The sequence below is a fragment of the Methylobacterium soli genome (assembly GCF_008806385.1).
Lineage (GTDB): Bacteria > Pseudomonadota > Alphaproteobacteria > Rhizobiales > Beijerinckiaceae > Methylobacterium > Methylobacterium soli.
Genome location: NZ_VZZK01000007.1, coordinates 39,827 through 57,608, shown reverse-complemented (window position 1 = coordinate 57,608; position 17,782 = coordinate 39,827). Strand labels below are relative to the sequence as shown.

The 17,782-nt window shown below is 72.1% G+C and carries 17 protein-coding genes; 10 read left to right on the top strand and 7 right to left on the bottom strand.

From position 1 onward, the window contains the following. Positions 1-230: 230 nt before the first annotated feature. The 7 genes from F6X53_RS08510 to F6X53_RS08480 all read right to left on the bottom strand — a co-directional run bounded on the left by F6X53_RS08510 (position 231) and on the right by F6X53_RS08480 (position 7,906). On the bottom strand, positions 231-1,718 hold the full coding sequence (locus F6X53_RS08510) for a protein adenylyltransferase SelO (protein WP_150999487.1): 1,488 nt from the start codon (positions 1,716-1,718) through the stop codon (positions 231-233). A 121-nt stretch (positions 1,719-1,839) separates the two neighbouring features. Further along, positions 1,840-2,190, bottom strand: coding sequence for a monovalent cation/H(+) antiporter subunit G (gene mnhG / locus F6X53_RS08505; protein WP_150999485.1), 351 nt, complete (start codon positions 2,188-2,190; stop codon positions 1,840-1,842). Then, a complete protein-coding gene (locus tag F6X53_RS08500; RefSeq protein WP_150999483.1) occupies positions 2,187-2,471 on the bottom strand; it encodes a K+/H+ antiporter subunit F in 285 nt (94 codons plus the stop codon). Before F6X53_RS08500 ends, mnhG begins: the two co-directional genes overlap by 4 nt. Positions 2,472-2,493: 22 nt before the next feature. Further along, positions 2,494-2,982, bottom strand: coding sequence for a Na+/H+ antiporter subunit E (locus F6X53_RS08495; protein WP_150999481.1), 489 nt, complete (start codon positions 2,980-2,982; stop codon positions 2,494-2,496). Further along, positions 2,979-4,586 (bottom strand): monovalent cation/H+ antiporter subunit D, encoded by a 1,608-nt coding sequence (locus F6X53_RS08490; RefSeq protein WP_150999479.1) that lies wholly within the window; start codon positions 4,584-4,586, stop codon positions 2,979-2,981. Before F6X53_RS08490 ends, F6X53_RS08495 begins: the two co-directional genes overlap by 4 nt. A 24-nt stretch (positions 4,587-4,610) precedes the next feature. Continuing rightward, on the bottom strand, positions 4,611-4,979 hold the full coding sequence (locus F6X53_RS08485) for a Na+/H+ antiporter subunit C (RefSeq protein WP_150999477.1): 369 nt from the start codon (positions 4,977-4,979) through the stop codon (positions 4,611-4,613). Then, complete coding sequence (locus F6X53_RS08480; RefSeq protein ID WP_150999475.1) at positions 4,979-7,906, bottom strand: monovalent cation/H+ antiporter subunit A; 2,928 nt, start codon at positions 7,904-7,906, stop codon at positions 4,979-4,981. Before F6X53_RS08480 ends, F6X53_RS08485 begins: the two co-directional genes overlap by 1 nt. Positions 7,907-8,526: 620 nt before the next feature. On the opposite strand from F6X53_RS08480, the gene F6X53_RS08475 reads away from it, so the two are divergent. The 10 genes from F6X53_RS08475 (at position 8,527) to F6X53_RS08430 (ending at position 17,767) form a co-directional block, all read left to right on the top strand. Further along, positions 8,527-9,297 (top strand): ABC transporter ATP-binding protein, encoded by a 771-nt coding sequence (locus tag F6X53_RS08475; RefSeq protein ID WP_150999473.1) that lies wholly within the window; start codon positions 8,527-8,529, stop codon positions 9,295-9,297. Then, positions 9,290-10,183 carry an ABC transporter permease gene (locus F6X53_RS08470; RefSeq protein WP_150999471.1) on the top strand — a complete coding sequence of 298 codons (894 nt, stop codon included), beginning with the start codon at positions 9,290-9,292 and terminating at the stop codon, positions 10,181-10,183. Before F6X53_RS08475 ends, F6X53_RS08470 begins: the two co-directional genes overlap by 8 nt. A 209-nt stretch (positions 10,184-10,392) precedes the next feature. Continuing rightward, complete coding sequence (locus F6X53_RS08465) at positions 10,393-11,418, top strand: ABC transporter substrate-binding protein (RefSeq protein WP_150999469.1); 1,026 nt, start codon at positions 10,393-10,395, stop codon at positions 11,416-11,418. Next, positions 11,415-12,185 (top strand): succinate dehydrogenase/fumarate reductase iron-sulfur subunit, encoded by a 771-nt coding sequence (locus F6X53_RS08460; RefSeq protein WP_150999467.1) that lies wholly within the window; start codon positions 11,415-11,417, stop codon positions 12,183-12,185. The genes F6X53_RS08465 and F6X53_RS08460 overlap by 4 nt, the downstream gene beginning before the upstream one ends. Continuing rightward, a complete protein-coding gene (locus F6X53_RS08455) occupies positions 12,182-12,511 on the top strand; it encodes a succinate dehydrogenase (RefSeq protein ID WP_150999465.1) in 330 nt (109 codons plus the stop codon). Before F6X53_RS08460 ends, F6X53_RS08455 begins: the two co-directional genes overlap by 4 nt. An 8-nt stretch (positions 12,512-12,519) precedes the next feature. Beyond that, positions 12,520-12,861: a succinate dehydrogenase, cytochrome b556 subunit gene (locus F6X53_RS08450; RefSeq protein ID WP_238296805.1), complete on the top strand. Its 342-nt coding sequence runs from the start codon at positions 12,520-12,522 to the stop codon at positions 12,859-12,861. Positions 12,862-12,890: 29 nt separating this feature from the next. Continuing rightward, positions 12,891-13,763, top strand: a complete 873-nt coding sequence (locus F6X53_RS08445) for a fumarate hydratase (protein ID WP_150999461.1) — start codon at positions 12,891-12,893, stop codon at positions 13,761-13,763. 10 nt (positions 13,764-13,773) lie between these two features. Continuing rightward, positions 13,774-14,385: a fumarate hydratase C-terminal domain-containing protein gene (locus tag F6X53_RS08440; protein WP_150999459.1), complete on the top strand. Its 612-nt coding sequence runs from the start codon at positions 13,774-13,776 to the stop codon at positions 14,383-14,385. Further along, the gene (locus tag F6X53_RS08435; RefSeq protein WP_150999457.1) at positions 14,382-16,106 is read left to right on the top strand and encodes an L-aspartate oxidase; all 1,725 of its coding nucleotides are present in this window, start codon (positions 14,382-14,384) and stop codon (positions 16,104-16,106) included. Before F6X53_RS08440 ends, F6X53_RS08435 begins: the two co-directional genes overlap by 4 nt. Before the next feature lie 14 nt (positions 16,107-16,120). Beyond that, positions 16,121-17,767, top strand: coding sequence for a thiamine pyrophosphate-binding protein (locus F6X53_RS08430; RefSeq protein WP_150999455.1), 1,647 nt, complete (start codon positions 16,121-16,123; stop codon positions 17,765-17,767). Positions 17,768-17,782: the final 15 nt, after the last annotated feature.

Genomic DNA, 17,782 nt, shown 5'->3' with positions numbered 1-17,782 from the left:
CTGCCCAGACCCGGCGGGCCCGGTACGATCCGCACGCTCCGGCCCGGCGCCTCAATTGCGGCACGACCGGCCGCCACCTTGCCCCTGCGGTTGATCCGATCATCCGCTGCTTGATCAGCACTTGCGACGACGGTTGGCCTCGCGCCGCCGTCTCGCCTTTCCCACCCAGGCCCGGCCTTCGCGGCGGGTCGCGGCCGCCCCGTCCGGGGGCGCTCGATGCCCGGGAATGCTCAGGTTCCGCAGAACGTCCGGTAGCCGACCCCGCCGCCCTCCGGCGCCTCGGCGTAGCGCGCAAGGTCCGGCTGATCGTCGTAGGGCCGGGACAGGACGGCCAAAAGGGTCTCGAAGGGCGCGAAATCCGATGCCTCGACGGCGGCCTCGATCACCTCCTCGATGCGGTGGTTGCGCGGAATGAAGATCGGGTTGACCGCCCGCATCGCCGCCGCCCGCGCCCCGGCCTCGCCCGGCTCCTCGGCCAGCCGTCGCCGCCACGAGACGGCCCAGGCGTCGTAGGCGGTCGGATCGACGAAGAGGCTGCGGAGCGCCGCGTCGGCCTCCGGATTCTCGGCCGCCGCGCTCAAGCCCCGGAAGGTCAGCGTGAAGTCGGCCTGGTTCTCGGCCATCCGCTTCAGGAGGTCGCCCGCGAGCGCGGCATCGCCCGCGCGCAGGGTCGCGAGGCCGAGCTTGCGATTGAGGCCGCCGTGGAAGGCGGCCTCGAAATGCGGCCCGAAGCGCCCGAGGGCGTCCTCGGCCTCGGCCACCGCCTGCGCCTCGTCCGATGCGAGGAGCGGCAGCAGGGCCTCGGCGAGGCGGCTCAGATTCCACAACGCCATCTGCGGCTGGGCGCCGTAGGCGTAGCGGCCATGCTGGTCGATGGAGCTGAAGGCGGTCCCGGGATCGTAGGCGTCCAGGAAGGCGCAGGGACCGTAGTCGATGGTCTCGCCGGAGATCGCCATGTTGTCGGTGTTCATCACGCCGTGGATGAAGCCGACCAGGAGCCACCGGGCGACGAGCTCGGCCTGGCGGGCGACCACGTGGGCCAGGAGCGCGCGATAAGGGCTCTCGGCCGCCTCCGGGGCGTGCGGGGCCAGAACATGCCGGGCCAGAACATGGTCGGCGAGCGCGCGCAAACCCGCGACGTCCCCGCGCGCGGCGAAGAACTGGAAGGTTCCGACCCGCACGTGGCTCGCCGCGACGCGGGTGAGGACCGCGCCGGGCAGCAGGGTCTCGCGGATGACGCGCTCGCCCGTCGCGACGGCGGCGAGCGCGCGGGTCGTCGGGATGCCGAGCGCCGCCATGGCCTCGCTGACCAGGTACTCGCGCAGGACCGGGCCGAGCGCCGCCCGCCCGTCGCCGCGCCGGGAGAACGGCGTCGGGCCCGATCCCTTCAGCTGGATGTCGCGCCGCGCCCCGTCCCGGCCGACGACCTCGCCGAGCAGGATGGCGCGCCCGTCGCCGAGCTGCGGGACGAAGTGGCCGAACTGGTGGCCCGCATAAGCCGTGGCGATCGGCTCGGAGCCCTCGGCGAGGCGGTTCCCGGCCAGGATCTCGGCCCCCTCGGGGCTCGCGAGCCAGTCCGGATCGAGGCCGAGATCGAGCGCGAGCCGGCGATTGAGGTGAATCAGCCTCGGCGCCGCCACGGGCGTCGGCGCGACGCGCGCGAAGAAGCGGTCGGGCAGGCGGGCGTAGCTGTTGTCGAAGCGGATCCGGGTTGTCATGCGCGCACGGGGGTCTGAGGACGTCGTATGGGGCGAACGATGACGGCGCTTCCCGGGTTCACGGGCGGATCGCCGTTCCGGGGCGTTCCCGGCCCGCGCGGGCGGCGCGTCCGGGGCCGCCTCACCCGTCGCCCATCTCCGGCGGGGCGCCGGCCTGGCCCTCGTGGCGGTCGCGATACGCGGCGGCGCGGGCGAGGAGCAGGAGCGTGACCGGCGTCGTCACGGTGAGGAAGATCCCGATGAGCCCGTCCCGCAGGACGAGGCGCCCCTCGATCATGGACAGGAGCAGCATCGAGCCGGACAGGATGAGGGCCATGCCCAGCGTCGCCCCGAGCGTCGGCGCGTGAACGCGCTCGTAGAAGCTCCTGAGGCGAATGAGCCCGAGGGCGCCGGTCAGCGAGACGCTGGCCCCGGCAAGCGCCAGCGCGACGACGAGCCAGGCGGCCCAGGCGGGCAGGGCGGCGGCGTTCACTGGATCACCTCGCCCTGCATCAGGAACTTGGCGAGCGCCACCGTGGCGGTGAAGCCGATCATGCCGAGGATCAGCGCGGCCTCGAAATAGAGGCCGCTGCCGGTGCGCATGCCGTGGACGACGATCGCCAGCATCCCGTTGAGGTAGAGGGTGTCGAGGCCGAGGATGCGGTCCTGTGCGCGGGGGCCGCGCAGCATCCGCCAGGTGGCGAGCGCCATCGCCAGCACCAGCATCCCCTGGGCGAGGCCGAGGCCCCAGTCGAGAACGGCCGCGGTGCTCATGCGAAGAGCCTCATGACAGACCTCATGGGAAAATCTCCATCAGGGGACGCTCGTAGCGGTCCTTCACGCGGCGGACCCATTTGTCCCCGCCGGTGTCGTCGAGCACGTGCAGGAGGAGGCGACCGGTATCGGAATCGTACTGAACCCAGAGCGTGCCGGGCGTGCCCGTGAGGATGATCGACAGGATCGCGAGGCCGAGGGGCTCGCGCAGGTCGAGGGGGATCGAGACGAAGCCCGTCCGCCGCTCGCCGCGGCGCAGGCCCAGGATGATCCGGGCGACGTCGATGTTCGAGCGCACCATGTCGTAGAGGACGATCACGATCAGCCGGGCGAGCGTGCCGGGGGCGCGCACCCGCACCGGGCGGGGGCGCAGCGCCCGCATCACGGTGGGGACGATCAGCGCCACCAGGATGGCCAGGAGCACATTGCCCGGCGTGGGCGGTGCGTTCAGCAGCAGCCAGGTCAGGCCGAGGCCGGCCGAGAGCAGCGGGTGGGGCAGGATCCGGCTCACGATCCGCCCTCCTGCGCGCCCGCGCCGAGGACGGCCCGGACGTAATCCTGCGGCTCGGCGAGCCAGCGCACGGTCTCGTGGGCGTAGGCGAGGGCCGGGCCGCCCCACAAGGCGAGGGCGAGGCAGGCCCCGATGAGCCCCGCGAGGGCGGCGAATTCGGGCGGGCGCAGCACCGGAGGCGGGTCGTCGTTCGGGACCCAGAGGCTCTGGATGCCGAGCCGCACCAGCGGCATCAGGGTGGCGAAGCTGGAGAGGGTGAGGGCGGCGATGAGCCACCAGGCCGAGGCCGTCATCGTGCCGGCGGTCAGCCCCACGAACATCGCCAGCTTGCCGACGAAGCCCGCCAGCGGCGGCACCCCCGCGAGCATCAGCGTGCAGAGCAGGAAGCCGCAGCCGAGGATCGCCAGGGCCGCCGGGATGGCCCGGCCGATCTCGGTCGCATCGGCATCGTCGAAGGGATCGCGGTACTCGTCGGCGAAGACGGGCTGGGTGGCCTCGGCCGGGTCGCGGCCCCGTTGCAGGATCTCCGCCATCAGGAACAGGGCGCCGGCCGCGAGCGTGGAGCCGAGGAGGTAGTAGAGGGCCCCCTCGAGCGCCCCGTCGCTGCCGGTGCCCAGCGCCGCCAGCACCGTGCCCGACGAGATCATCACGGCGTAGCCCGCCGCCCGGGCGAGGTCGCGCGCGGCCAGAATGCCGATGGTGCCGTAGGCCATGGTGGCGAGCCCGGCGGCCAGGATCCAGGCCTGCCCGAAGCCCTCGGACAGGCCCGCCCCGAGCAGGAGCAGGCTCAGGCGCACCACGACGTAGACGCCGACCTTGCTGAGGATGGCCAGGATCGCCGCCGCGGGTGCGCTCGCCGCCGCGTAGGTGGTCGGCAGCCAGAACCCGAGCGGCCAGGCGCTGCACTTGATCAGGAAGGCGATGCCGAGCACGGCGCAGCCGACCTCGAACAGCGCCGGATCGCCCCCGGACGGCGCCGCGAGACGCCGGGCGAGGTCGGCCATGTTGAGGGTCCCCATGGTGCCGTAGATCAGGCTGACGCCGACGAGGAAGAACAGCGAGGCGACGAGGTTGACGGCGATGTAGCCGAGGCCGGCCCGGATCCGCGCCGCGCCCGAGCCGTGCAGGACGAGGCCGTAGGAGGCCGCCAGCATCACCTCGAAGAACACGAACAGGTTGAACAGGTCACCCGTGAGGAAGGCCCCGTTCACCCCCATCAGGAGCAGCAGGAACAGGCCGTGGAAGCGCGGCCCCGCCCGGCCCCAGCGGGCGAAGGAGAAGACGAGGGCGCAGAGCCCCAGGACGCCGGTGAGCGCCAGCATCAGGGCCGAGAGACGGTCGACGACCAGCACGATGCCGTAGGGCGCGGCCCAGTTGCCGAGGCGGTAGACCTGCACCGCCTCGCCGGCGCGCCCGACGAGCACGAGGGCAAGGCCGAGCAGGACCAGCACCGTGGCGAGACCGAGCCCCGCCTTCAGCCGGCGCCGGCGCTCGTCCATCAGGAACATCGCCCCGGCGACCGCGATGGGCAGGACCACGGGCAGGACGACGAGATGGTCGGACCAGGCGCTGACGGCGGGCGCGTTCAGGACCGGTGCGTTCATGGCTGTGCGTTCATGGCTTTGCGTTCACGGCTTCGGATTCCCGGGATGCGGTTCCGCCTGGTGCGGCTCGCGGCCGTCGACATGGTCGCTGCCGGTGATGCCGCGGGCGGCGAGCAGGACGACGAGGAAGAGGGCCGTCAGCGCGAAGCCGATCACCAGCGCGGTGAGGACCAGCGCCTGCGGCACCGGATCGTCCACCGAGACGACCTCGGCGCCCGCGCCCAGCACCGGCGGCGCGCCGACCGTCAGCCGGCCCATGGCGAAGATGAACAGGTTGACGGCGTAGCTCAGCAGCGCCAGGCCGAGGACGACCTGGAAGGTGCGGGGGCGCAGCATCAGCCAGACGCCCGCGGCGGCGAAGACGCCGATCCCTAAGGACAGCACGACCTCCATCAGGCGGACTCCGTCTCGACCGCCCGCTCCGCCTCGGCCTCCGCGGAGCGGACGCGGCGCAGGGATTGGTGCGCGAGCGCGACGAGCATCAGCGCGCTCGCCCCCACCACCAGAACCATGATGCCGAGATCGAACACGAGAGCGCTCGCCACCGGCACCTTGCCGAGCAGCGGCAGCTCCCAATAGGTGAAGGAGGCGGTGAGGAACGGGCGCCCGAACAGCCAGGAGCCCGCCCCGGCCAGCACCGCGACGAGCAGGCCGACCCCGATCCAGGTGATCGGCTGGATGCGCAGGCGCGCCTCCACCCACTGCGCCCCGCGGGCCATGTATTGCAGCATGAAGGCGACGGTGAGCGCGATGCCCGCCGCGAAGCCGCCCCCCGGCAGGTCGTGCCCGCGCAGGAACAGGTGCAGGGCGAGCAGGACGATGAAGGGGAACAGCCAGGTCATCACCACGCGGGGCACCAGCAGGGCGTCGGCGGCGGTGTCGCCGAGGCTGCGGCCCGCGCGGGCGTCGTCATAGGCATCGTGGCTCACCTGCTGCTTGGGACGCCCCAGGCTGTCGGAGGCCGGGCGGAAGCGGCGCAGGAGCGCGAAGACCGTGAGGCCGACGATGCCGAGCACGCAGATCTCGCCCAGGGTGTCGAAGGCCCGGAAGTCGACCAGCAGCACGTTGACGACGTTGCGCCCGCCGGCCTGCGGGTAGGCCTCCTCGACGAACCAGCGGGCGATGCCGTCGACGGCCGGCCGGGTCATCACCGCGTAGGCCAGCCCGGCGAGCCCGAAGCCCGCGAAGGCCGCGATGCAGAGATCGATGAACCGGCGCCGGCGTGCCCGCGCCTGCTCGGCGGCCGGGGCCGGAATCGCCTGATCGCGCTTGGGCAACCAGCGCAGGCCGAGCAGCAGCAGCACGGTGGTGACGATCTCGACCAGGATCTGCGTGACGGCGAGGTCCGGGGCCGAGAGCCAGAGGAAGGTCAGGCTGCTGACGAGCCCCGCCCCGCCGACCAGGATCGCGGCGGACAGGCGGTGATACTTCGCCCGCTCCGCCGCCCCGACCGCGCAGGCCGCCCCGACGAGCCACATCAGCGCGAAGGCGGGGTCGAACTCCGTCACGTGCCCCGGCAGGAACAGGTCCAGCCCCCGCGCGGCGCCGGCCGCCACGGCCGCCGCGAGGGCGGCGAGGTAGATCGCGCGCAGCTGCGCCTGGAGGCGCTCGGATCCGAGGCGGCCCTCCAGCCCGCGCGCGCCCTGGACGAGGCCGGTCATGGCCCGCTCGAACAGCCAGCCCCCGTCGAGCCGGTCCATCAGCCAGGGGCCGCCGCGGGGATTGGTGTTGATCCGGCGCCCGAAGGCGACGTAGAGCCCGACGCCCCCGGCCAGCGCCAGGACGCTCATCGCGAGGGGTGCGTTGAAGCCGTGCCAGATCGCGAGGTCGTAATCCGGGGTCCTGGGCCCGAGCACCGCGCGCGCCGCGCCCGCGAGCACCGGCCCGATGGTGAGGTTCGGCACGAGGCCGATGGCGATGCAGGCGAGCACCAGCAGTTCGATCGGGATGCGCATCCAGCGCACCGGCTCGTGCGGGGCCTGGGGCAGGTCGCGGGGGGCGGGCCCGAAGAAGGTCTGGCGGATGAAGCGCAGGGAGTAGAGCACCGTGAAGGCGCTCGCCAGCGTCGCCAGCACCGGCAGGGCGAGGTTGAGCAGGTGGTCGCCCGCATTGTCGGCCGCCTCCGACAGGAACATCTCCTTCGACAGGAAGCCGTTGAGGAGCGGCACGCCCGCCATGGCCGCGGCGGCCACCATCGCGAGCGTCGCGGTGTAGGGCATGGCCCGCCACAAGCCGCTGAGCCGGCGCAGGTCCCGCGTTCCGGTCTCATGGTCGATGATCCCGGCCGCCATGAACAGCGAGGCCTTGAAGATCGCGTGGTTCACCGTGTGGAAGATCGCCGCCACGACGGCGAGCGCCGAATCAAGGCCGAGCAGCAGGGTGATCAGCCCGAGATGGCTGATGGTCGAGTAGGCGAGAAGCCCCTTCAGGTCATGCTGGAAGATCGCGCTCCAGGCGCCGATCAGCATCGTCGCCATGCCGGCCGTGCCGACGATCCAGTACCAGCTCTCGGTGCCGGCGAGCACCGGCCAGAACCGGATCATCAGGAAGATGCCGGCCTTCACCATGGTGGCCGAGTGCAGGTAGGCGCTGATCGGCGTCGGCGCCGCCATCGCCCGCGGCAGCCAGATGTGGAACGGGAACTGCGCCGACTTGGTGAGCGCGCCGACGAGCACCAGCACCAGGGCCGGCAGGTAGAGCGGGCTGTTGCGGATCGTGTCCCCGGAGGCCAGCACCACGGAGAGGTCGGAGCTGCCGACGATCGACCCGATCAGCACGAGGCCGACGAGCAGGCAGAGGCCGCCGGCCGCCGTGATGGTGAGCGCCATCCGGGCGCCGTCGCGGGCCGAGGCATTGTCGAACCAGTAGCCGATCAGCAGGAACGAGACGATGCTGGTCAGCTCCCAGAACATCACCAGCTGGATGAGGTTGCCCGCCAGCACGATGCCGAGCATCGCGCCCACGAAGGCGAGGAAGTAGCAGAACAGGCGCGGGACCGGGTCCGCGGCGGCCATGTAGTAGCGCGCGTAGAGCACCACCAGCGCGCCGATCCCGAGGATCAGCACGGCGAACAGCCAGGCCAGTCCGTCGAGGCGCAGGACGAACCGGACGCCGAGCGTGGGCAGCCAGTCCATGGCCCAGACGACCGGGACCCGGTCTGCCCCGGGATAGAGGAGCCCGATGCAGGTCAGGCTCGCCAGCATCACGATCCCGGCGAGGAGCGTGGCGGCGTTGCGCGCCCCGGCGGGCAGGCAGATCGCCAGGGCGCTGCCGAGGAAGGGCAGGATCGCGGCGGTGGCGAGAAGGAGATGAGGCGGCATAAGCTGGGGCAAGGACCGGGGGCTGGCGGATACGGCAACGCCCGCTCGGGGGGAAACCGCCATCCATCGGATGCTGAGGCGCGTCTGGCGGAGCGGCGCAGGGGTCGGATTGTGGACGCCAAGCCACGGTATAGGTCCGGGCCCGCGCTGGCCAGGGAACAGGCTCGGAAGCGTCCCCGCATCGCCCCGGGCTCGAGCACCGCGGCGGACCCGGCATGGCCATGTCCGCGCGCGATCCTGGCCGCGAGGCCGATCGGCAGAGCGGAGATCGGACGACCGGAACGCCTCGCCCGGGCGCGCAAGTCTTATAAATGACATATGAACTTTACGGCGGCGCCGGGGTTTGCTACGAATCTTGCGGCTTGCTGCCCGTCGCGCCGGGCGGCGGAACCGATCCGAACCCGGACACGCCGGCCGGTGTCGGATTGTCAAACGCCCAGACTCGCGGGCCCAGGCTCGCGCGCGCTTCGTCGGATCCGGTCCGGGCGACGTGCGGGCCGGCGCAGGATCGGGAGATCGATCGTCGCGGCCCTGGCCGCAGCGGAACGCGCAAGATCAAGAACACAACCGAGCTCACATCGACAAGATCGCGGCCCGAGCCGCGGCGCAGGGAGGAGCGTATGGGCTTGATGGAACCGTTGCTGGAGGTTGACGGCGTCACGCTGCAATACAAGACGCCGAATCATCTCATCACGGCGACCTACCGGGTCGGCTTCGACGTCCTGCCGAGCGACCGGTTCGTCCTGCTCGGCCCCTCCGGCTGCGGCAAGTCCACCCTGCTCAAGGCCGTGGGCGGCTACATGGCGCCGACCGAGGGCGAGATCCGCCTGAAGGGCAAGGCCGTGACCGGGCCCGGCCCGGACCGGATGATGGTGTTCCAGGAATTCGACCAGCTCCTGCCCTGGAAGACCGTCCTGCAGAACGTCGTCTTCGCCCTCGAAGCCTCGGGCCGCCTCTCCGGCCGCGCGGCCGAGGAGCGGGCGATACACTACATCGACAAGGTCAACCTCACGAAATTCACCACCAGCTACCCCCACATGCTGTCGGGCGGCATGAAGCAGCGCGTGGCGATCGCCCGCGGGATGGCGATGGAGCCCGACATCCTGCTGATGGACGAGCCCTTCGCGGCGCTCGACGCCCTGACCCGGCGCCGGATGCAGGACGAGCTCCTGGGCCTCTGGGAGGAGACGCGCTTCACGGTGCTCTTCGTCACCCACTCGATCCCGGAGGCGATCAAGATCGGGTCGCGGATCCTCCTGCTCTCGCCGCATCCGGGCGAGGTGAAGGCCGAGCTGAACAGCGCCGGATCGCCTCAGGAACAGGCCCGCCTCGAGAGCCGCATCCAGCAGATGCTGTTCTCGGAGGAGATCAAGGAGGCGGAGAATGTCTAGCGCGAACGCTCTCGCGGAGCGGCCCCGGGTGTCGACGCGGCCCGAGATCGTCCGCGAGCGGACCGAGACGCAGGGCAAAACGGTGGTCGAGAAGCCCCTCTCGACGCTGGAACTGCTCTACAACCAGGCCTGGCTGCGCAAGATCCTGATCCTGGCCGTCCTGGCGCTGGTCTGGGAGGCCTATGGCCGCTACCTCGACAACGACCTGCTGTTCCCGACCTTCACGTCGACGCTCGCGGCCTTCTTCCGGGGCGTCGCGGACGGGACGCTGCCCGCGCGGGCCTGGGGATCGGTGAAGGTCCTGCTGATCGGCTACGGGCTCGGGATCCTGCTCGCGACGCTCCTGACCGGGCTCGCCATGGCCTCCCGGATCGGCACCGACTTCCTGGAGACCATGACGTCGATGCTGAACCCGCTGCCCGCCATCGCGCTTCTGCCGCTGGCGCTGATCTGGTTCGGGCTCGGCAATGGCAGCCTCGTCTTCGTGCTGGTGCACTCGGTCACCTGGGCGATCGCGCTCAACACCCATTCGGGCTTCCTCTCGGTCAGCCGGACGCTGAAGATGGTCGGGCGCAATTACGGCCTCGGCGGCGCGGGCCTGATCCGCAAGATCCTGATCCCGGCGGCCTTCCCCAGCATCCTGACCGGCCTGAAGGTCGGCTGGGCCTTCGCGTGGCGCACCCTGATCGCCGCCGAGCTGGTCTTCGGCGTGTCCTCGGGCTCGGGCGGCCTCGGCTGGTTCATTTTCGAGAACAAGAACATGCTCGATATCCCGAACGTGTTCGCCGGCCTCCTCACGGTGATCATCATCGGGCTGATCGTCGAGAACCTGATCTTCCAGACGATCGAGCGGCACACCATCCAGCGCTGGGGCATGCAGGCCTGAGCGCCGCCCCGGGGCCGGCCATCGTGCCGGCCTCCGTGCCGGCCTTCGGCCGGGCCAGCCCCGACCAGGCCGGACTTCGTTCGGCCAAGTCATGTATATGACATATGACGATTGACAGGGCGAGGCGCGCTCGTATCCTCGCGGCAAGTCGAGAAAATGAAGGTCGCGCCGGCGCATGCGTCGCGCCGGCCGCATCGGGAGAGGAACGCATGCGCGCACGGAGCCTGGTCCGGCTGCTCGGGGCAGCGATGGCGCTGGGGGCGGGCCTGTGCGCCGCCCGGGCCGAGGTCGCGACCGTGCGGCTCGCGAAGCAGTTCGGCATCTCCTACCTGCCGCTGACCCTGATGGAGGAGGAGCTGTTCCTCGAGAAGCAGGCCCGGCAGCGCGGCCTCGACCTCAAGGCCGAGTGGCTGCGCTTCACCGGCGGCTCGGGGATGAACGAGGCCCTGCTCTCCGGCAATCTCGACTTCGCCTCCGGGGGCGTCGGCCCGTTCCTGACGATCTGGGGCCGGACGCAGACGAACATCAAGGTCAAGGGCGTGGCCGCCCTGAACGCGATGCCGCTCTGGCTGGTCACGGTCAATCCGGCGGTGACGTCGATCAAGGATTTCGGGCCGCACGACAAGATCGCGCTGCCGACCGCCAAGACCTCGATCCAGGCGATCACCCTGCAGATGGCCGCCGAGCAGGCCTTCGGGCCGGGCCAGCAGGGCAAGCTCGATCCGCTCACCGTCTCGATGGGCCATCCCGATGCCCAGACCGCGATGATGGGCGGCCGCTCCGAGATCACCGCCCATTTCGGCTCGCCCCCCTTCCAGGAGCTGGAGCTGAAGGATCCGCGCGCCCGCAAGGTGCTCGACAGCTACGACGTGATGGGCGGTCCCCACACCTTCAACCTGGTCTGGGCCTCGAGCCGCTTCGTCACGGCAAACCCCAAGGTCACCGAAGCCTTCGTGGCGGCGCTGGAGGACAGCCTCAAGCTGATCCGCGACGACCCGGCCCGGGCCGCCGCCCTCTGGATCAAGGCCGAAGGCGCGAAGCTGAGCCCGGCCGAGGCCGAGGCGATCATCCGCGCCCCCCAGAACGAGTGGACCCGGGCTCCCAAGCGCATGCTGGCCTATCTCGCCTACATGAACCGGGCCGGGCTGGTCTCCGCCAAGGCCGAGGCCGAGAGCGCGCTGTTCTTCCCCCTCGGGGAGACGGCCGGAAGCGCCCCCGAGGCAACCGGGCGATGACGGCGCCGCTCGACCACGCCGCCCCGCGGCGGGAGGCCACCGTGCGGCGGGACGCCGAGGCGCTGCAGGTGCGCGTGCGCCGCGGGAGCGCCTTCCAGGCCTACGCGGTCGCGCGGCGGGCGAACCAGACCGTGCTCGATGTCGTCACGGAGATCCAGCGGGAGCAGGATCCGACGCTGGCCTATCGCTTCGCCTGCCGCGTCGGCATGTGCGGCTCCTGCGGCATGACGGTGAACGGGCGCCCGCGCTGGACCTGCCGGACCCGGGTCGCCGCGGTGGCGGAGGAGGGCGTTCTGACCCTCGAGCCCCTGCGCAACCTGCCGGTCGTGAAGGATCTCGCCGTCGACATGGAGCCCTTCTTCGAGAAGTGGCGCCGCGCCCACGGCTATTTCGAGCCGGGCGAGGCCCCGCCCGAGGATTTCGCGGCGGTGCTGCCGGATTCCGGCCCGCGCCGGGAGGCGGATGCGGGAATCGAGTGCATCAATTGCGGCGTCTGCTACGCCGCCTGCGACGTGGTCTCGTGGAATCCCGATTATCTCGGGCCCGCGGCGCTCAACCGGGCCTGGACCCTCGTCAACGACGTGCGCGATCAGGGTCAGGCGGCCCGGCTCGACGCGGTCGCGGGCGATGCCGGCTGCCATTCCTGCCACAGCCACATGAGCTGCACCGAGCATTGCCCGAAGGCGCTCGCGCCCACCTTCGCCATCGCGGGGCTCAAGCGCGCGACCGGCAAGGCGGCGCTCCGCCGGCTCTGGAGGAAGCCGTGAGCCCGCTCCTCCACCTCGCCCAGCGGGGCACCGCCGCGATCCTGGCGCTCGCCGTCGCCGTCCATCTCGGCACGATCCTGTACGCGGTGCGCGGCGGCCTCTCGGCGGGCGAGATCCTGGCCCGCACGCAGGGCAATCGCGGCTTCCTCGTCTTCTACGGGGTGTTCGTGCTGGCCGCGGCGATCCACGCGCCGATCGGCCTGCGCAGCGTCCTGCGCGAATGGGCGGGCTGGCACGGCCGCTCGCTCGATGCGGCGATGATCGGCCTCGCGGCGCTCTTCGTCTGCCTCGGCCTGCGCGCCGCCCTCGCGGTCTATCTCGCATGAGGCCCGCGATGACCCGCGATCTGCGCCGCCGGCCGGGCTTCGCCGCCGCCCTGGTCCACCGCCTCTCCGGAGTGGCCCTCGCGCTGTTCCTGCCGATGCACTTCCTGGCGCTCGGCACGGCGCTGCAGGGGGCGGACCGGCTCGAGAGCTTCCTCAGCCTGACCCATAACGGCTTTGCCCGCACGGCCGAGTGGGGGCTCGTCTGCGCGCTCTCCGTCCACGCGGCGCTCGGTCTGCGCGTGCTCGCGATCGAGTGGCTGAGCTACCGCGAGCGCACGGCCTTCGTCGTCTCCGGCTGCCTCGCGACCTCGTTCGCGGTCGGCCTCCTGTTCCTCCTGAGCGGGGCCTGACGCCCGCCCATAGCCCCCGGAGATCCGCCATGGAGCTCGACCTGCGCGAATTCGAGGAGGTCTGCCGCGACCTCTATGTCCGGGCCCTCAAGATCCTCCCCCCCGACATCAAGGCGGGCTTCGCGGACCTGCAGCGCGCCGAGACCAGCGCCACCGGCCGCGCCATCCTCGACACGATGGTCGAGAACGTCGCGGTGGCCGAGCGCACGAAGAACATCCTCTGCCAGGATACCGGCATCCCGATCTACAACCTGCGCATCGGCCGCGACGTGCGCTTCGACGGGGCGGAACTCAAGGCCGCGATCCGGCGCGGCTGCGAGAGGGCCACCCGGGAATTCTCGCTGCGCTCCTCCGTCGTGCACCCGATCACCCGCCGGAACGAGCAGACCTCCTGCGGCATCCGGGTGCCGATCATCCACGTCGATTTCGACGCGCGCGTCGAGACGGTCACGGTCGAGATGATCCCGAAGGGCTCGGGCTCGGAGAACGGCTCCTTCCTGCAGATGCTCCTGCCCTCCGACGGGATCGGGGCGGCCAAGCGCTTCGTGATCGACCGGGTGATCGAGCTCGGCGGCCGGGTCTGCCCGCCGACCATCGTGGGCGTCGGCCTCGGCGGCACCTCCGACCTCTGCATGCATCTCGCCAAGGTCGCGGCGACGCGGCCCCTGCGCTCGGTCTGCCCGGACCCGGAGGGCGCGCGGATCGAGGCGGAGCTGTCGCGGGCGGTGAACGAGCTCGGCATCGGCCCGCAGGGTCTCGGCGGGCGCTCCACCAGCTTCGCCGTCCATGTCGAGCTCGCCGCGACCCACATCACCCAGAACCCGGTCGCCGTGAACATCCAGTGCCACTCCGCCCGCCGCGCCCGCGCGACGATCACGCCGGGCGGCATCGCCTTCGATTGAGGAGGCCACCATGGCCCACCACGTCCTCGACATGCCGGCCGGCGAGGCCGCGATCCGCGAGCTCCGGATCGGCGACACCGTCACCCTGCGCCGCTGGCTCTTCGGGATCCGCGACGCCACCCTGATCCACATGTTCGACCGGGACCGGCGCACCCGCCTCGACCTGCGCGGCCACGCGGTGATCCACACCGCCCCGAACGTGCACCGGGTCGCGCCCGCGCCGGAGGCGCCGGTGGGCTACGCGCCCTTCTGCATCGGCACCACGACCTCGATGCGCATGGAGCGCTTCACCGACGCCCTGATGGCGCGCGAGGGCGTGCGCCTCATCGTCGGCAAGGGCGGCATGGGCCCGCAGACGCTCGCGGCCTTCGCGGAGCGCGGGGGGGCCTACCTCGCCATCGTGGGCGGCGCGGCGGCGCTGGAGACCACCTGGATCGAGCGGATCGTCGACGTCGATCTCGACGACCTCCACCCCGAGAGCCTGTGGCAATTCGCGATCCACGATTTCGGCCCGCTCCTCGTCGGCATGGATGCGCATGGCGGCTCGCTCTTCGCGCAGGTCCAGCGCGACGTGGCGAGCCGGCGCGAGGCGGTGCTGGCGAGCCTGGAGGAGAGCCGATGACCCTCACGCAGGTCGATACCGACATCCTGATCCTCGGCTCCGGCGGGGCCGGCCTGTTCGCCGCCCTCCACGCCAAGAAGGTGAACCCGGCGCTCGACGTCACGGTCGCGGTGAAGGGGCTGCTCGGCAAGTGCGGCTGCACCCGCATGGTTCAGGGCGGCTACAACGTGGCGCTGGCGCCGGGCGACTCGGTCGAGCGCCACTTCATGGACACGATCGAGGGCGGCAAGTGGCTGAACAACCAGGCGCTCGCCTGGACGCTCGTCACCGAGGCGCAGGTGCGCATCCGCGAGCTGGAGACCGAGCTCGGCTGCTTCTTCGACCGGAATCCGGACGGCAGCGTCCACCAGAAGGCCTTTGCGGGCCAGACCTTCGACCGCACGGTGCACAAGGGCGACCTCACCGGCATCGAGATCATCAACCGCCTGTCCGAGCAGGTCTGGCGCCGCGACGTGCGCCGCCTGGAGGATCACCGGGCGCTGGAGCTGATCCCGGCCGCGGACGGCTCGGGGCTCGCCGGCGTATTGATGCTCGACATGCGCACCGGCGCGCCCAAGCTCGTGCGCGCCAAGGCGGTTCTCCTCGCCACCGGCGGCGGCCCGACCATGTACAAGTACCACACGCCCTCCGGCGACAAGTCCTGCGACGGGCTCGCGATGGCGCTGCGCGCGGGGTTGCCCCTGCGCGACATGGAGATGGTCCAGTTCCACCCCACCGGCCTGCTCGCGGGCGCGGGCACCCGCATGACCGGCACGGTGCTGGAGGAGGGCCTGCGCGGCGCGGGCGGCTGGCTGCTCGACGCGGGCGGCGAGCGCTTCATGCAGGCCTACGACGCGCGCGCCGAGCGGGCGACCCGCGACGTGGTCAGCCGCTCGATCATGCGGCGCCTGCGCGAGGGCTTCGCGACGCCGAATGGCGGCGTCTACATCCAGATGAGCCATCTCGGCCCCGAGGACGTGCGCCGGAAATTCAAGGGCATGGTCGAGCGCTGCGCCGATTGCGGCTTCGACCTCGCGGGCGGCCGCGTCGAGGTGATCCCGACCGCCCATTACATGATGGGCGGGCTCGCCTTCGCGGTCGATTGCACGACCGAGATGCCGCGCCTCTACGCGGCGGGCGAGGATACCGGCGGCGTCCACGGCGCGAACCGCCTCGGCGGCAACGGGGTGGCGAATTCCACCGTGTTCGGGGGCTTGGCGGGCCAGTCCATGGCTCGCGCGGTCGCGCGCGAGGGCCGGCACGCCGAGCCCGACCGGGCCGCGATCGAGGCGGGCCTCGCCCGCGCCTACGGCCCCCTCGGCAAGCCCGCGGGGGAATTGCCGGCGATCCGCGAGGCCCTCTACGAGACCATGTGGAGCGATGTCGGCATCCTGCGCGACGCGGCCGGCCTGGCGCGGGGGCTCGCCGCCCTCGACGGCCTCGCCGACGCGGTGGCGCGGGCCGGCGCCCCGGACGGCGACCGCCGCTACGCCCTCACCTGGATGGACCGGCTCAATCTCGAGAACCTCGTCCTGGTCTCGCGGGCGATCGCCGAGGCCGCGCTCGCCCGCACCGACAGCCGCGGCGCCCATTTCCGCGAGGATTACCCCGAAGCCTCGGATCTCGCGACCTCGCACTACACCGTGGTGCGGCAGGCCGGCGAGGGCCTCGCCCTCGCGATGGAGCCCGTGCGCTTCACCCATGTGCAGCCGGGCGGCTCGCTCCTCGACGCCGCGGCCTGACGGAGCAGACCAGCATGGAGACCTTGCGCGGCGCCGACATCGTCGCCCGGACCCTGGAGCGGCTCGGCGTCACCCGGATCTTCACCCTGTCGGGCAATCACATCATGCCGGTCTTCGACGCGCTGCTGTCGACGGGCATCGAGATCGTGCATGTGCGCCACGAGGCGGCCTGCGTGCACATGGCCGACGCCTGGGGGCGGCTGACCGGGCAGACCGGCATCGCCCTGGTCACGGGCGGGCAGGGGCACACCAACGGCGCGGCGGCCCTGTTCACGGCGCTCGCGGCGGAATCGCCCGTCCTGCTCCTCTCGGGCCATGCCGGCCTGTCGGAGCTCGGGCGCGGCGCCTTCCAGGAGATGGCGCAGGCCGAGATCGCCCGGCCGGTCACGAAGGCGTCCTGGACCGCGACCTCGGTCGCCGCCCTCGGGCCCGACCTCGCGCGGGCCCTGCGCCTCACCCGGGAGGGGCGCCCCGGTCCCGTCCATCTGAGCCTGCCGGTCGACCTGCTCGAGCGCAGCGTTCCCGCCGCGAGCCTGCGCATCCCCGGCCCCGAGGCCGCAGCAATCCGCGCCGCGGAGCCGGAGCCGGCCCTCGTCGAGGACATCCTGCGCTGCCTCGAGGCGGCGGAGCGCCCCCTCCTCGCCTGCGGCCCGGCGCTCTGCGATCCCGCCGGCCGGGCCGCGATGGCGGGGCTGGAGGAGGTCCTCGGCCTGCCGGTCGTCGGGATGGAGAGCCCGCGCGGGATCAACGATCCGGGGCTCGGCGCCTTCGCGCAGGTACTCGCGCAGGCCGATCTCCTCGTGCTCGTCGGCAAGCCCCTCGATTTCACCCTGAAATTCGGCGAGGCCCCGGCGGTGCCGGCCGATTGCCGCTTCGCCGTGATCGACCCGGACCCCGCCCTGATCGGGCGGGCGCCGCCCGACCGCCTCGTCGCGTCCGGGCGCGCCGATCCGCGCCCGACGCTGGCGGCGCTGGCGGCCCGGGGGGCCGGGCTCCGGCGCGCGGGCCCCCACGCGAGCCGCCGCGCGGATTGGCACCGCGCGGCGCGGGAGGCTCTGGCCTATCGGCCGCCCGCCTGGGCGGAGCGGCGCGGGGGCGCCGGGCGCCTGCACCCGGTCGAGCTCTGCCGCGGGGTCGACGCCTTCCTGGCGGGCCATCCGGGGGGCACGCTGATCTGCGACGGCGGCGAGATCGGCCAGTGGCCTCAGGCCCTCGTTCGCGCCGAACGGCGCCTGATCAACGGCGTCTCGGGCACGATCGGCGCCTCGATCCCCTTCGCGCTGGCGGCCAGGATGGAGCGCCCGGACGCGCCGGTGGTGGCGGTGCTCGGGGACGGCACCTTCGGCTTCCACATGGCCGAGTTCGACACGGCCGTCCGCTACGGCCTGCCCTTCATCGCGGTGGTGGGCAACGATGCGCGCTGGAACGCCGAGTACCAGATCCAGCTGCGCAGCTACGGCCCCGACCGGGCGCGCCACTGCGACCTGCTGCCCGCGCGCTACGACGCGGCCGTGCGGGCGCTCGGCGGCTTCGGCGCGCTGGTCACCGATGCGGCGGAGCTGCCGGACGCCCTCGCGGCGGCCCAGGCGAGCGGCCTGCCCGCCTGCCTCAACGTGATGATCGAGAGCGTTCCGGCGCCGGCCATCCGCCGCCCGGACTGAGACGGCCGCCCCGCG